The organism is Luteimonas qiangzhengi (genome assembly GCF_039548515.1).
Taxonomy (GTDB): Bacteria; Pseudomonadota; Gammaproteobacteria; order Xanthomonadales; family Xanthomonadaceae; genus Luteimonas.
Genome location: NZ_JBCLVE010000005.1, coordinates 77,433 through 90,297, shown reverse-complemented (window position 1 = coordinate 90,297; position 12,865 = coordinate 77,433). Strand labels below are relative to the sequence as shown.

The window sequence follows — 12,865 nt, the reverse complement described above, 5'->3', positions numbered from 1 at the left end:
TGTGGCTGGTGCTGTCTGAACAGCGTCTCGATATCTACGCGATCGCGTGTGGAGATGGCGCGATGGCATGCCTGTCACGGTGGCGAGCGCAGCCAGCGGACCGAATGGTTGGCGCCGGCTTCGCCCAGGTGCGATCGCAGATGCGACAGGGCCGGCGTCAGGGTCCGGTCCAGCTGCCAGGGCGGGTTGAACAACAGCATGCCGCTGCCGTTCATGCGCAGCGGCGAGTCGTCGCTGCGCACCAGTAGCTCGCAGGTCAGTACGGATTTTGCGTCGAGCGCTGTCGCCGCGCGCAGGAACGGGTTCAGGCTGCGGCGCAGCTTGATCGGATACCACAGCGCGTAGCAGGCCTGCGGCCAGCGCCGCAGACCCTCGGCAAGCGCAGCCAGCGCAATGTCGAATTCAACCTGCTGGCGCTCGTAAGGGGGGTCGATCAGCACCAGGCCGCGGGCAAAGCGGACATCGTCAATGCGCGGCGGCAGCAGCGCGCCCATGGCCGCATAGCCATCGCGCTCGTGCACCGACATGCGCGGCTCGTTGCGGAACACATCGCGCAGGGCCTGGGCCTCTTCCGGGTGGAGTTCGCAGCCGGCGATGGCGTCCTGTTCGCGCAGGGCGTGCGCCAGCAGCCACGGGGAGCCCGGGTACGCCGATGGACCATGTTGCTGGCGGCAGGCCTGTATCGCGTCCAGGTAGCGGCGCACGGGTGCCGGCGCATCGGCTCCGTCGCCGAGTCTCGCCACGCCTGCCTCGGCTTCGCCGGTGCGGACCGCCTGGGCGCCGTCGAGCCGATACAGGCCGCGGCCGGCGTGGGTGTCCAGGGCGAAGCAGGGCGCGGGCTTCACGGTCAGCGCATCGCACAGCGCAAGCAGCACGACGTGCTTGAGTACATCGGCATGGTTGCCGGCATGGAAAGCGTGGCGGTAATTCATCCGCCCATGGTATCGATTTGCGACCGGCGCACGGGCATCGCTGTGCTCATCCCCAGCCCAGCAGGCTCACTCCCGGCGCAAGCCGGATCGAAAGGCCGGCCAGGGCGCAGGCGATGGCCGTGGCGGCGAGCACATCGCTGGGGTAATGCAGGCCCAGGAACACCCGGGAAGCCGCCACGCTGACCGTAAACGGCAGCAGCAGCCAGCCCAGCGCCGGGTAGTGGGCCAACGCCACCAGGGTGAAGGTGACTGCGTGCAGGGTATGCCCGGAGGGGAAGCTGAACTCGTCCAGTGGCGCTGTCCAGGCGCGGATGCGCACGTCGCAGGCGAATGGCCTGGGACGCCGGGTACAACGCTTGAGCCACTTGTACAGGCTCAGGGCCACCACTCCCGTTGCCGCAAGATGCAGCGATGCGCGCAGGCCTTCCAAGCCATCGACCAGGATCATGGCGGCCAGCAGCACGTACCAGAACACTCCATCGCCCAGGCGGCTGACAGTGCAGAAATATGCCCGCACCGCCCGGCGGGCGGCCATGCGGTTGGCGGCCAGGCACCATCCCGAATCGCTGGCCAGCAGCCGGCTACGCAGTGGCAACGGTTGCATCTTCACGCTCCTTCATGGCGATCGAGCGCAGCAGCGCATCAAACTCCGCAGCCACCCGCTGCGGACGCAGGGCTGCGACCGATTGCCGTGCCCGCAGGCCCATGGCCTCACGCAGCGGGCGGTCGCTGCCGATGCGCGCGGCGGCCTGGATGAACTGCGTTTCAGTGTCCACGCAGGCGCCGTGGACGCCATTGGCAAGGTGCTCTCCTGCTGCGCCGTAATTGAAAGCCACGGTGGGAATTCCGCTGGCCATGGCTTCCAGGGTGACGTTGCCGAATGTTTCCGAGACGCTGGGAAACAGGAACAGGTCGGCGCTGGCGAAATGGCGTGCCAGATCGGCCCCGCGCTGGATCCCACAGAAGATGAAGTCGGGGTTGTCGCGCTGGATGGATGCCCGCTGCGGGCCATCGCCCACCCACACCATGCGCGCCAGCGGCCGATGGGACTGCAGCTCGCGGAAGGCCCGCACGGCCAGCTCAAGGTTTTTCTCCGCAGCGATCCGGCCCACGTGGATCACCGCGGCTTCTTCGTGGCCGACGCCCCATGCCTGGCGCAGCGACTGGTCGCGCAGTTCCGGGTCGAAGTGGGTGCTGTCCACCGCCCGTGCAAGCCTGTGCACCCGTTCAAAGCCCACCTGCTGCAGGAACTGCTCCAGTTCCCGGGTCGGGACCAGGGTGGCATCGCAGCGGTTGTGGAAACGCCGCATCCATCCCAGCGCCGGACGCTCCAGCCAGCTCAATCCGTAATCGCGCATGTACAGGTCAAAGCGGGTGTGCACCGCAGAGGCCACCGGGATGGACAGGCGCCGCGCTGCGCGCAGTGCGCTCCAGCCCAGCGGTCCTTCGGTGGCAATGTAGATGGCGTCGGGGCGGTCTTCGGACCAGGTCTGGCGCAGCCGGCGTGCCGATGCCAGGCCGAATTTCAGCCCGGGATAGTGGGGCAGGGGCACCCCGCGGACCAACAGCTCATGCGCGTCGGGCGTGTGCCCGGGATGTTGGCGCGGGCGCACCACATCCACGCGATGGCCACGACGGCGAAGACCCTGCTGCAGGCCGCGAACGGTCAGGGCCACCCCGTTGATTTCGGGAGGCCAGGTTTCGGTAACGATCGCGTAGTGCATCGGACTCTCCAGTTATGCCCAGAGTGTCCGTGCGCGGTGTCGCCTGTATTGCAGTCAGGTGACCGCCAGATGACGCCGGTTCCTGATTGATGGCGTTGCCCGGTACGGGGACTACCAGTTCAGCTGCACCCGTGCGCTGGCAATCTCCGGCTCCACGTCAAGGATGCTTCCGGTTGCCGCGTCACGGCGGCTGGTATCGGCCAACACATAGTTGAACGCGACCTTCAGTCGTTCGCTCCAGTACCAGTTCACGCCGACGGTCAGGGCGTCCATGCTGCCGCCCGCGATTCCGTCGACTCCGGTCGATCCGGACAGGACGCGATAGTCGTCCAGATCAACGCGGTCCCAGCGCAGCCCCAGCTGCCACAGGCCGGCGTTGCCATCGCCGTCGGTCGGGGTGCGGATGACGCCGTCGCGATAGGTCCAACCCTCGCCGGACACATTCCACAGCGCCGAGACGTAGCCGCCGCTGGCGTCGAAATCGGGTTCGATGGCACGTTCCACGCGCGATTCGAACCACTCCGCCTGCAATTTCACAGGGCCGCGGAACCACGCGGCTTCGGCGCCAACCGTCAGCTGCCGCTGGGCATCCCCCATCAGGCCGGTATCAATCAGCCGCTGGTCAGCCAGATCAGCCTGGGGCCGCGCCCGCAGCCTGCTTCCGCTGTCCGGTGCATCGAACCGGGCTGCTGACAGACCCAGGTGCAGGGCCTCGCCATCGCCAAGCAGAGGTGCCCAGGTGCCGCGGGCGGCCAGGCCTGGGCCTGTCGTCCCGCCACGGCTCATTTCACGATCAAACCAGCTGCCGGCAACGCTCCAGTTGCCACGGTCCAGGCCCCAGCCCACACCCAGCCGCCGGGAGACGGCGAACACATTGGTGGCGGCGGCCTTGGAAATGAAGTCGTTGGTGCTGGCGGAACTCAGCTCCTCCAGGCCCACCGGCTGCTTGAACTGGCCCGCGCGCACGTATTGGCTGTTTTCGGCAAAGCGGAGCCGGCCGTTCACGTCGAGCCAATTGTCCCCGTGGGCGTCATAACCAACGGTCCAATCGAACCCGCCCGGCCCCTGGCCCTTGAGCACCAGTTCGGCGCGGCGGAAATCGGTGTCGTCGCTGTCACTGCTCCAGTCTCCGCGGTAGCGGTAGCCGTCTACCTGCAGCATGCCTTCAAACGCGAGTTCGAACGGGCCGACGGTGCCGAGGTCGACCGCTTCTGCGCGGGGGGCGGCGGAAACCAGCAACGCAAGGCTGATGAACGCAAACAGGGGGCGGGGGAGGGGCATGGGGAGGGCCTAGCTTGGAAAGATCACCATTGTATTAAGCCGGCCTGACGCTTTTGTGACAAAAGCCCGTCATATCCATCGGACGCTGTGTTGTGGGTCGATGCGTTGACCGCAGCGTTCCGGTGTCAGTCAGCGTCACCGGGGGTCTTGTCCGGATAGCGGCACAGGTCGCGGATGACGCAGGCCGGGCACTCGGGTTTGCGGGCCTTGCACACGTAGCGGCCGTGCAGGATCAGCCAGTGGTGCGCGTCCAGCAGGTATTCGGCCGGCACTCGCTTCAGCAGCGCATCTTCGACCGCACGCACGTCCTTGCCGGGCGCCAGGCCGGTGCGGTTGGAGACCCGGAAGATGTGCGTGTCCACTGCCATGGTGGGCTCACCGAAGGCGGTGTTGAGCACCACGTTGGCGGTCTTGCGACCCACACCGGGCAGGGCTTCCAGTGCGTCGCGGTCGCGTGGCACCTCGCCGCCGTGCTGATCGACCAGGATCCGGCACGTGGCCATCACGTTTTTGGCCTTGGTGTTGAACAGACCGATGGTGGAGATGTAGCGCCGCACCTCTTCCTCACCCAGATCCAGGATGGCCTGGGCCGTGTTGGCGACCGGGTACAGGCGCCGGGTGGCCTTGTTGACGCCCACGTCGGTGGCCTGGGCGGACAGCAGCACCGCGATCAGCAGCTCGAACGGCGTGGAATATTCCAGCTCGGTCTCGGGATTTGGATTGAGCTCACGCAGTCGGGAGAACATCTCCCCGATTTCGATGCGGGTCATCTGCCGGCCGCGGCGTCGACGCGGCGGATCCTGCGTGGTGCTCACTTGCTGGCGCCCCGCGCACGCTGGCGTGCCCGTTCCAGCGCGGCGGCCGCCGCCGCCGGCAGGCCGGGCCCGTCGGGCGCCGGGGCCGCAGCTTCGCGGCGCCGACGCAGGGTTTCGGCCCGCCGGGCCAGCCTTGCGTTGCGGGCCTGGTGGCGCTTGCGCGCGGCCCAGGCCTGCAGCAGCCCTTCGCGTGCCGCCTGCAGCCGTTCGCGGTCCCCGACCGGCAGTGGGCCCTCCGCAGGGTCGAACTCGGCCAGGCCGGCATCAATGGCCGCATCCAGCTGGTCGTGGTCAAGCAGGTCCAGCAGTCGCCGGGCCTGGGCCTGGCTGCTCACTTGCCGCTGAATTCCGGCTTGCGCTTGGCCAGGAATGCGCCAGTGCCTTCGCGCATGTCGTCGGTGGAGAACACCAGGCCGAACTGGGCGGTTTCAAATTCCAGCCCTTCGGTGATCCCGCATTCCGCACCGGTATTCACGCAATCGAGGATGCCGCGCAGGGCCAGTGGTGCCGCCTTGGCCAGCTGGCGGGCCATGGCCATGGTGCCGTCTTCCAGCTCCGCGGCAGGCAGCACGCGGTTGACCACGCCCAGCTGCATCGCGCGCGCTGCATCCACCGGGGCGCCGACCAGGCACAGCTCCAGCGTGGCGGCCCGTCCGGCCAGGCGCAGCAGGCGCTGGGTGCCGCCAAATCCCGGTACCAGTCCGAGATTGATCTCCGGCTGGCCCATCTTTGCCGTATCGGCGGCCACCCGCAGATGGCAGGCCATGGCCAGCTCCAGGCCGCCGCCCAGGGCGAAGCCGTTGATCATCGCGATCACAGGCTTGGGGAGGGTTTCGATCCGGCGCATGGTGCGCTGGCCGCGCTGGGAGAAATCCCGTGCCTGGATCGGGGTGAATTCCGACATTTCGGCAATATCGGCACCGGCGACGAACGCCTTGGGGCCCGCGCCGGTCAGCACCGCAACGCGCACGGCGGGATCATTGGCAATGTCCTCGAACGCGTCGTGGAGTGCGTCCAGAGTGGCCGCGTTCAGCGCGTTGAGTCGGTCGGGACGGTTGACGGTGACCACGCGGATGCCGTCGTGGTCTTCGATCTGCAATGGTGAATGGCTCATGAGTACTCTGGTTCGAAAATTGTTAAACAAGGCCGAAGACAGGGAACTTCACGGCTTTCGGCCAGTCCCAGTGGCTGTCCCTCAGTGACAGTTAAGTCCCGGGGCCGTTATCCTAACGCGTTCGACCGCAGGTGGTCCGCCGCCGGCGCGGGTTGGATCCCACCCATGAAACACCGGAAACTCTGGAGAACCACTGCATGAAGTTGCGCTTTCTGGCCGTCACCGTTGCGGCCCTGACTTTTGCCGCTGGCACTGCCGCGGCACAGAACACCTCTACCGAACAGGGCCAGCTCAGCTACGCGCTGGGTTACGACCTTGGACGGAACCTGGTTGAGAGCGGCGAGCAGATCGATGTCGACACCGTCATCCAGGCGCTGCGCGATGGCTACGCACGCCGCGATCCCACGGTTTCCGTGGAGCAGCTGCGTACCGCCGTCGAGAACATGCAGCAGCGGCAGATGACGCGTGCCCAGGAGGCCTTCAACCAGGCTTCGGCCGAGAACAAGACGAAGAGCGATGCCTTCCTGGCCCAGCACCGCAGCCAGTCCGGCGTGCAGGCGCTGCCCAGCGGCCTGCAGTACCGGGTGATCGAGAACGGCAGCGGCGCCACGCCGTCGGCCGACAGCCAGGTGCAGGTGCACTACAAGGCCAGCCTGCCGGAAGGCCAGACCTTCATCGACACCACCGCTCCGCGGCCGGATGGCGAGAGTGGGCCGATCAACACCCGGGTGAGCGAAATCCCCCTGGCCGGTCTGCGTGAAGCGGTTGGCCTGATGCAGGCGGGCGCGCGCTGGGAAGTGGTGATGCCCTCGAGCCTGGCTTACGGCGACACCCCGCAGTCCCCGATCGGCCCGAACCAGGCCGTGGTGTTCGAAGTACAGCTGGTCAGCATCAACTGATCCAAGCTGCGGCCGCCGCCGTCCGCGCCTGATTGGCGTGGATGGATGCGGCGCGATAGGCAATCAGCCGTGCCGGCGCAATCCGGCACGGCTTTTTTTCAATGTGGAGCTTGCGCTCCGCCGGTGTCGTGCAAGCATCATGAATGTCCCTTTCCGCGCTGTCCTCAGCCCCTGCATCGGCGTCTGCACGCTTGATGAAGAGGGGAGCTGCCTGGGCTGTCATCGCACGGCCGGTGAAATCGCCCTGTGGAGCCAGCTGGGTGATGACGAGCGCCTTTATCTGATGGAAACCGTGCTCCCGGAAAGGGAAGCACAGCGAACGTGACCCCGTATCCGTCGCTGCCAGTCCTGGCCCGGGCGCTGCACCCGCTGCAGTCGCCCCCCGCCAGCGAAGCCTGGAACAGCGACGAAGTGGCGGACCTGCTGCCCGCTGGCCACGTGCACCGCGAGGCGGCGGTACTGGTGGGGCTGGTGCTGCGTGCGGAGGGTCCCCGGGTGCTGCTGACCCGGCGTACCGAAATGCTCCGGCACCACCCCGGCCAGGTCAGTTTCCCCGGTGGCGGCATTGAGCCGGTGGATCAAAATGCACTGGCTGCCGCGCTGCGTGAAGCGCGCGAGGAAATCGGCCTGGACCCCGGTCAGGCGCAACCGCTGGGCTGGCTGGATCCGGTCGTCACCATCAGCGGCTACCGGGTGATGCCTGCCGTGGCCACCATCGATGCCGCGTTTGTGCCGGTGCCGGATCCGGGCGAGGTGGCCGAAGTGTTCGAGGTTGAACTCGGTTTCCTGCTTGCTCCGGGCAATCTGCGCCGGATCGAGATCGAATATGCCGGGCGCCGGCGCCCGCTGCTGGAGTTCCGCCACGGGGTGGGCCATGCCCCACACCGCATCTGGGGGGTGACCGCGTCTATCCTCTACAACCTGCGCGAGCGGTTGGCGCGCGTGGCGAAGGAAGAAGACGCATGAATCTGCAATGCACCACCCTCATACAGGTCGAAGCCCTCGCCGCCGCGCTGGGCGATGAGGACCTGATAGTCGTCGATTGCCGGCACTCGTTGGCCGATCCGGAGCTGGGCGTCACGGAATTTGCCCGGGGCCACGTGCCCGGCGCTGTCCATGCCCATATGGATCGCGACCTGTCCGGCCCGCTGGCCCCCGGGACCGGTGCGGGCAGGCATCCGTGGCCGGCTGCCGCGCAGCTGTGTAACCGTCTGGGCGCCTGGGGCATCACTCCCCATCACCAGGTGGTGGCCTACGACGGCGGCGACGGGGCGTTCGCGGCGCGGCTGTGGTTCCTGCTGCGCGCGCTGGGTCATACGCGGGTGGCGGTGCTGGATGGCGGCTGGACGCGCTGGCACGGATTGGGCCTGCCGGTGGAGACTGCGGTGCGCGTACCTGCGCCGGCGCGCTATGTGGCGGGGTTCGATGCGTCGCTGCTGCTGGATGCAGGCATGGTCCAGTCGCATCTGCAGGAAGGCGGGTTGCTGCTGGATGCGCGCGCTGGCGAACGCTTCCGCGGTGAAGTCGAGCCCATGGATCCGGTAGCCGGACACGTGCCCGGGGCCACCAGCCGGCCGTTCAATGAAAACATGGGGGCTGACGGACGCCTGCGCGAGCCTGCGCAGCTGCGCGCGGACTTCCTGGCGCTCATGGACGGGCGCGAGGCGGAACAGGTGGCGGTGATGTGCGGTTCCGGGGTCAGCGCCTGCCACCACCTGCTGGCCATGGCCCATGCGGACCTGCCCGGTGCACGGCTGTACACCGGATCGTGGAGCGGGTGGAGCGAAGACGGTGCCCGCCCGGTGGCCGTCGGCCCGTAATTGGTCCATGTCAGGCCCGCTTGCAACAGGCTCGGCGGGACCGGGCTCAGCCTTTTCCGATCCGCGCCACCATTGCCCGCAGCGCCTGCTGGGTGTCGGCTGAGCGCCAGGATTGCAGGCACTGTTCCAGCTGCATGCTTTGCGGCGACACCGCTTCGACCAGGTCGGCCCGCAGCAGCTTGCGGGTGGCCAGCATCGGTTGCCGCGGCAGGCTGAGCAGTCCCTCGATGCGTTCGACGGCGCGGGCCACCACGCTGTCCACTTCGGCCAGCTCATCGACCAGGCCGATCTGAAGCGCCCGGGTGGACTGCACCATCGCGCCTGCCAGCAGCAGGGCTTCTGCCTGGCGCATGCCTACGGTGCGCTGCATCAGGCGCATGATCCCCGGCGGAATGGCGATCCCCACCTGGGTTTCATTCAGACCGATGGCGAACGGGCCTTCGGCCATCACCCGCCAGTCGCAGCACAGCGCCAGCACGCAGCCGCCGGCCGGGGCATGGCCCGCGATAGCTGCCGCAACTGGTACCGGGCACGAGGCCAGCGCACGAGCGGCGTCAAAGAAATCATTCCACGCGTCATGCAGCGCGGCGCCGTCTTCCTGGATCGACAGCAGCAGCGGTACGTCCAGACCGGCGGAAAAGACCTTCGGGCCGCCCGAGAGCACCAGGCCTTCGGCGCCGTTGTCGATCGCCTTATCCATGGCCTCGCGCAGGGCCCGGCACAGCGCCGGATTGATGGCGTTGACCGGCGGCCGGGCCAGCCGCAGCTCGTGGACGCGGCCGTGGTGGATGGTCTGGACCAGATCGCTCATGCGGATGCCTCGTTGTGGGCAGGGCCGGGCCCTGCGGCAGCGCGGCGCACCGCGTCGGGAAGCGGGGTGGGGCGGCCCGAGGCGCGTTCCACCCACACCATCACCACGTGGCCGTCGGCATACAGGGTGGCGCCGTCCGGGCTGACAATGCGGTGGCTGATGGTGACGCTGCTGTTGCCCAGGCGCTCGCAGTACAGCTGCACCAGCGGCTCGGACGGGTACGGGATCGGCATGCGGTAGTTGATCTGCACGGCGGCCAGCAGCGGTGCGGTGGCCTCGGTGACCCACTCCTCATCCAGGGACTCGAACCAGCGGATCCGGGCCTCTTCCAGATAGGTGAGGAAGTTGGAGTTGTTGACGTGGTTGAAAGCGTCCAGGTCGCGCCAGCGCACGCTCAGCGGCATCTGGAACAGTGGGGCTTGTGAAGGGTCCTGGGAAACGTTGCTCATGTGGGTCCTCAGCTGCTGGCGCGCTTGCTGGTCGCGCTTTTTTTGCGGGCGGCGCTTTTCTTGCTCACCGGCCTGGCAAAGCGGGCGGGATCGGGCTGGGCGGCGGGCGTGGTGCCCGGTGTCGCGTCGCCCAGCATCCTGGCCAGGAAGTGGCCGGTGTAAGACTCCGGCACCACGGCCACTTCTTCCGGCGTGCCCTGGGCGATGATCATTCCGCCGCGGTGTCCGCCCTGCGGACCCAGGTCGATCACCCGGTCAGCGGTCTTGATCACGTCAAGGTTGTGTTCGATCACCACCACCGTGTTGCCGTCGTCGCGGAGCTTGTGCAGCACCGCCAGCAGGTGCTCGATGTCGTGGAAGTGCAGACCGGTGGTGGGCTCATCGAGGATATACAGGGTGCGGCCGGTATCACGGCGCGAGAGCTCCTTGGACAGCTTCACACGCTGCGCCTCGCCGCCGGACAGCGTGGTCGCCGGCTGGCCCAGGCGGATATAGCCCAGGCCGACGTCCATCAGGGTTTCCAGCCTGCGGGCGATCGTGGGCACCGGAGTGAACAGTTCCAGCGCAGCCTCGATGGTCAGCTCCAGCACGTCGTGGATGCTGTGGCCCTTGTAGAGGATGTCCAGCGTCTCGCGGTTGTAGCGCTTGCCTTCGCACACGTCGCAGGGCACGTAGACGTCGGGCAGGAAGTGCATCTCCACCTTGATCAAACCATCGCCCTGGCAGGCCTCGCAGCGCCCGCCGCGCACGTTGAACGAGAACCGCCCGGGCGAATAGCCGCGCGCGCGCGACTCCGGCACCTGGGCAAACAGCTCGCGCAGCGGGGTGAACAGGCCGGTATAGGTGGCCGGGTTGGAGCGCGGGGTGCGCCCGATCGGCGACTGGTCGATGTCCACGACCTTGTCGAACAGGTCCAGGTTCTCGACTTCCCGGTAGGGCGACGGCTTGTGCGATGCGCCGTTGATTTCGTTGGCGGCCAGTTTGTACAGGGTGTCGTTGATCAGGGTCGATTTGCCCGATCCCGACACGCCGGTGATGGCGGTGAACAGCCCCGAAGCGATGCTCAGGTCCACGCCTTTGAGGTTGTTGCCGGTGGCACCGCGCAGGTGCAGCTGCATCTTCGGGTTCGCCTTGTGACGGCGCTCGGGGATCCGGATGCTGCGCGCGCCGGAGAGGTATTGCCCGGTCAGCGAACGCGGCTCGGCCAGGATGTCCTCGAAGCTTCCCTGGGCCACCACCTCGCCGCCGTGCACGCCGGCGCCGGGACCGATATCGACGATGTGGTCGGCCTGGCGGATGGCGTCCTCATCGTGCTCCACCACGATTACCGTGTTGCCCAGGTCGCGCAGGCGCACCAGGGTGTCGAGCAGGCGCGCGTTGTCGCGCTGGTGCAGGCCGATGGAAGGCTCGTCGAGCACGTACATCACCCCTACCAGGCCGGCGCCGATCTGCGAGGCCAGGCGAATCCGCTGGGCCTCGCCGCCGGACAGGGTGTCCGCCTTGCGCTCCAGACTCAGGTAATCCAGGCCTACGTCGACCAGGAAGTTCAGCCGCTCGCGGATTTCCTTGAGGATCTTGTCGGCCACTTCGCCGCGCCAGCCGGGCAGGCTCAGCGTGCTGAAGAACGCCAGCGCATCGCCGATCGGCAGCACCACCAGGTCCGACAGCGGGCGCTCGGCCACCAGTACGTTGCGGGCCGAGCGGTTCAGGCGCGCGCCTTCGCACTCGGGACAGGCGCGCTCGCTGATGTATTTGGCCAGCTCTTCCCGCACCGCCGCCGATTCGGTTTCGCGGTAACGGCGCTCCAGGTTCGGCAGGATTCCTTCGAAACGGTGGCTGCGCTGGCTGCGGCTGCCGCCTTCGGTGATGTAGGTGAAGCTGATCTTCTCTTCACCGCTGCCGTGCAGCACCGCCTGCCGCGCTTCTTCGGTGAGCTCGTTCCACGGCGTGTCCACGCTGAAACCGTAGTGCTTGGCCAGCGAGGCGATGAGCTGGAAGTAATAGTGGTTGCGCCGGTCCCAGCCGCGCACCGCACCGGCTGCCAGGCCCAGCTCCGGATGCACCACCACGCGGTCCGGGTCGAAGAATTCGCTCATGCCCAGGCCATCGCAGCCGGGGCAGGCGCCCACGGGCGAGTTGAACGAAAACAGCCGGGGTTCCAGCTCCGGCAGGGCGTAATCGCACACAGGGCAGCTGTAGCGCGATGAAAACAGCAGGGGTTCGGCGCCGTCGTCATCCAGCGGGCGCACCTCGGCCATGCCGTCGCCGAGCTTGAGCGCGGTTTCGAACGATTCGGCCAGGCGCTGCTGGATGTCCTCGCGTACGCGGAACCGGTCGATCACCGCCTCGATGGTGTGCTTCTGGCGCAGTGCCAGCGTGGGCACCGCATCGATCTCGTACACCACGCCGTCCACCCGCACGCGCACGTAACCCTGGGCACGAAGCTGTTCAAACACCTGGGCGTGTTCGCCCTTGCGCCCGCGTACCACCGGGGCGAGCAGCATCCAGCGCCGTTCAGCGCCTTCCGCGGTCTGGCCCAGCGCCATCACCTGGTCAACCATCTGGCTGACGGTCTGCGCTTCCAGCGGATAGTGGTGGTCCGGGCAGCGCGGCAGGCCCACCCGCGCGTACAGCAGGCGCAGGTAGTCGTAGATTTCGGTGATCGTGCCGACGGTGGAGCGCGGATTGTGCGAGGTCGATTTCTGCTCGATCGAGATCGCCGGGCTCAGGCCTTCGATATGATCGATGTCCGGCTTTTCCATCACGCTCAGGAACTGCCGGGCATAGGCGGATAACGACTCGACGTACCGGCGCTGGCCTTCGGCGTAAATTGTGTCGAACGCCAGCGACGACTTGCCTGAACCGGACAGGCCGGTGATCACGATCAGCTTGTCGCGCGGCAGCTCGATGTCGATGTTCTTGAGATTGTGGGTACGGGCACCGCGGATGCGGATGTAGTCCAACGCCATCGGGAAGATCCGGAGTTGTCCCGGCAGGTGGGCCGGGCGGGTGGGGGAGGG

At 67.4% G+C, this 12,865-nt stretch carries 13 protein-coding genes and 1 pseudogene; 3 read left to right on the top strand and 11 right to left on the bottom strand.

Going from position 1 to position 12,865, the window contains the following annotated elements:
* Positions 1 to 74: 74 nt before the first annotated feature.
* From WCE59_RS04455 to WCE59_RS04425, 7 genes are all read right to left on the bottom strand, one after another.
* Positions 75 to 932 carry a 23S rRNA (adenine(2030)-N(6))-methyltransferase RlmJ gene (locus tag WCE59_RS04455; protein WP_343257509.1) on the bottom strand — a complete coding sequence of 286 codons (858 nt, stop codon included), beginning with the start codon at positions 930 to 932 and terminating at the stop codon, positions 75 to 77.
* Positions 933 to 978: 46 nt separating this feature from the next.
* A complete protein-coding gene (locus WCE59_RS04450) occupies positions 979 to 1,536 on the bottom strand; it encodes a phosphatase PAP2 family protein (RefSeq protein WP_343257508.1) in 558 nt (185 codons plus the stop codon).
* On the bottom strand, positions 1,514 to 2,656 hold the full coding sequence (locus WCE59_RS04445; protein WP_343257507.1) for a glycosyltransferase family 4 protein: 1,143 nt from the start codon (positions 2,654 to 2,656) through the stop codon (positions 1,514 to 1,516). The genes WCE59_RS04450 and WCE59_RS04445 overlap by 23 nt, the downstream gene beginning before the upstream one ends.
* A 111-nt stretch (positions 2,657 to 2,767) precedes the next feature.
* Positions 2,768 to 3,937 (bottom strand): OprO/OprP family phosphate-selective porin, encoded by a 1,170-nt coding sequence (locus tag WCE59_RS04440; RefSeq protein WP_343257506.1) that lies wholly within the window; start codon positions 3,935 to 3,937, stop codon positions 2,768 to 2,770.
* Positions 3,938 to 4,062: 125 nt separating this feature from the next.
* Positions 4,063 to 4,707 carry an endonuclease III gene (nth, locus tag WCE59_RS04435; RefSeq protein WP_343257681.1) on the bottom strand — a complete coding sequence of 215 codons (645 nt, stop codon included), beginning with the start codon at positions 4,705 to 4,707 and terminating at the stop codon, positions 4,063 to 4,065.
* A gap of 41 nt (positions 4,708 to 4,748) precedes the next feature.
* Positions 4,749 to 5,087: a hypothetical protein gene (locus WCE59_RS04430; protein ID WP_343257505.1), complete on the bottom strand. Its 339-nt coding sequence runs from the start codon at positions 5,085 to 5,087 to the stop codon at positions 4,749 to 4,751.
* On the bottom strand, positions 5,084 to 5,866 hold the full coding sequence (locus tag WCE59_RS04425; RefSeq protein ID WP_343257504.1) for an enoyl-CoA hydratase/isomerase family protein: 783 nt from the start codon (positions 5,864 to 5,866) through the stop codon (positions 5,084 to 5,086). Before WCE59_RS04425 ends, WCE59_RS04430 begins: the two co-directional genes overlap by 4 nt.
* A gap of 197 nt (positions 5,867 to 6,063) precedes the next feature.
* Here WCE59_RS04425 and WCE59_RS04420 point away from each other — a divergent pair, with 197 nt between their 5' ends.
* Positions 6,064 to 6,765: an FKBP-type peptidyl-prolyl cis-trans isomerase N-terminal domain-containing protein gene (locus WCE59_RS04420; protein ID WP_343257503.1), complete on the top strand. Its 702-nt coding sequence runs from the start codon at positions 6,064 to 6,066 to the stop codon at positions 6,763 to 6,765.
* Here WCE59_RS04420 and WCE59_RS04415 read toward each other — a convergent pair.
* Positions 6,758 to 6,988, bottom strand: a complete 231-nt coding sequence (locus tag WCE59_RS04415; protein WP_343257690.1) for a hypothetical protein — start codon at positions 6,986 to 6,988, stop codon at positions 6,758 to 6,760. The genes WCE59_RS04420 and WCE59_RS04415 overlap by 8 nt on opposite strands.
* Here WCE59_RS04415 and WCE59_RS04410 point away from each other — a divergent pair.
* Both WCE59_RS04410 and WCE59_RS04405 read left to right on the top strand, forming a co-directional pair.
* A pseudogene (locus tag WCE59_RS04410) lies at positions 6,905 to 7,731 on the top strand (NUDIX hydrolase). The gene WCE59_RS04415 and the pseudogene WCE59_RS04410 overlap by 84 nt on opposite strands.
* Positions 7,728 to 8,585, top strand: a complete 858-nt coding sequence (locus WCE59_RS04405) for a sulfurtransferase (RefSeq protein ID WP_343257502.1) — start codon at positions 7,728 to 7,730, stop codon at positions 8,583 to 8,585. Before WCE59_RS04410 ends, WCE59_RS04405 begins: the two are co-directional and overlap by 4 nt.
* A gap of 46 nt (positions 8,586 to 8,631) precedes the next feature.
* Here the strand turns inward: WCE59_RS04405 and WCE59_RS04400 are convergent, their stop codons facing one another.
* The 3 genes from WCE59_RS04400 to uvrA are packed head-to-tail and all read right to left on the bottom strand — an operon-like array spanning position 8,632 to position 12,814.
* Entirely contained in the window at positions 8,632 to 9,396 is a 765-nt protein-coding gene (locus WCE59_RS04400) for an enoyl-CoA hydratase/isomerase family protein (RefSeq protein ID WP_343257501.1), read from the bottom strand.
* Positions 9,393 to 9,845 (bottom strand): acyl-CoA thioesterase, encoded by a 453-nt coding sequence (locus WCE59_RS04395; protein WP_343257500.1) that lies wholly within the window; start codon positions 9,843 to 9,845, stop codon positions 9,393 to 9,395. Before WCE59_RS04395 ends, WCE59_RS04400 begins: the two co-directional genes overlap by 4 nt.
* An 8-nt stretch (positions 9,846 to 9,853) precedes the next feature.
* Entirely contained in the window at positions 9,854 to 12,814 is a 2,961-nt protein-coding gene (gene uvrA / locus WCE59_RS04390) for an excinuclease ABC subunit UvrA (protein ID WP_343257499.1), read from the bottom strand.
* Between the last annotated feature and the right edge of the window lie 51 nt (positions 12,815 to 12,865).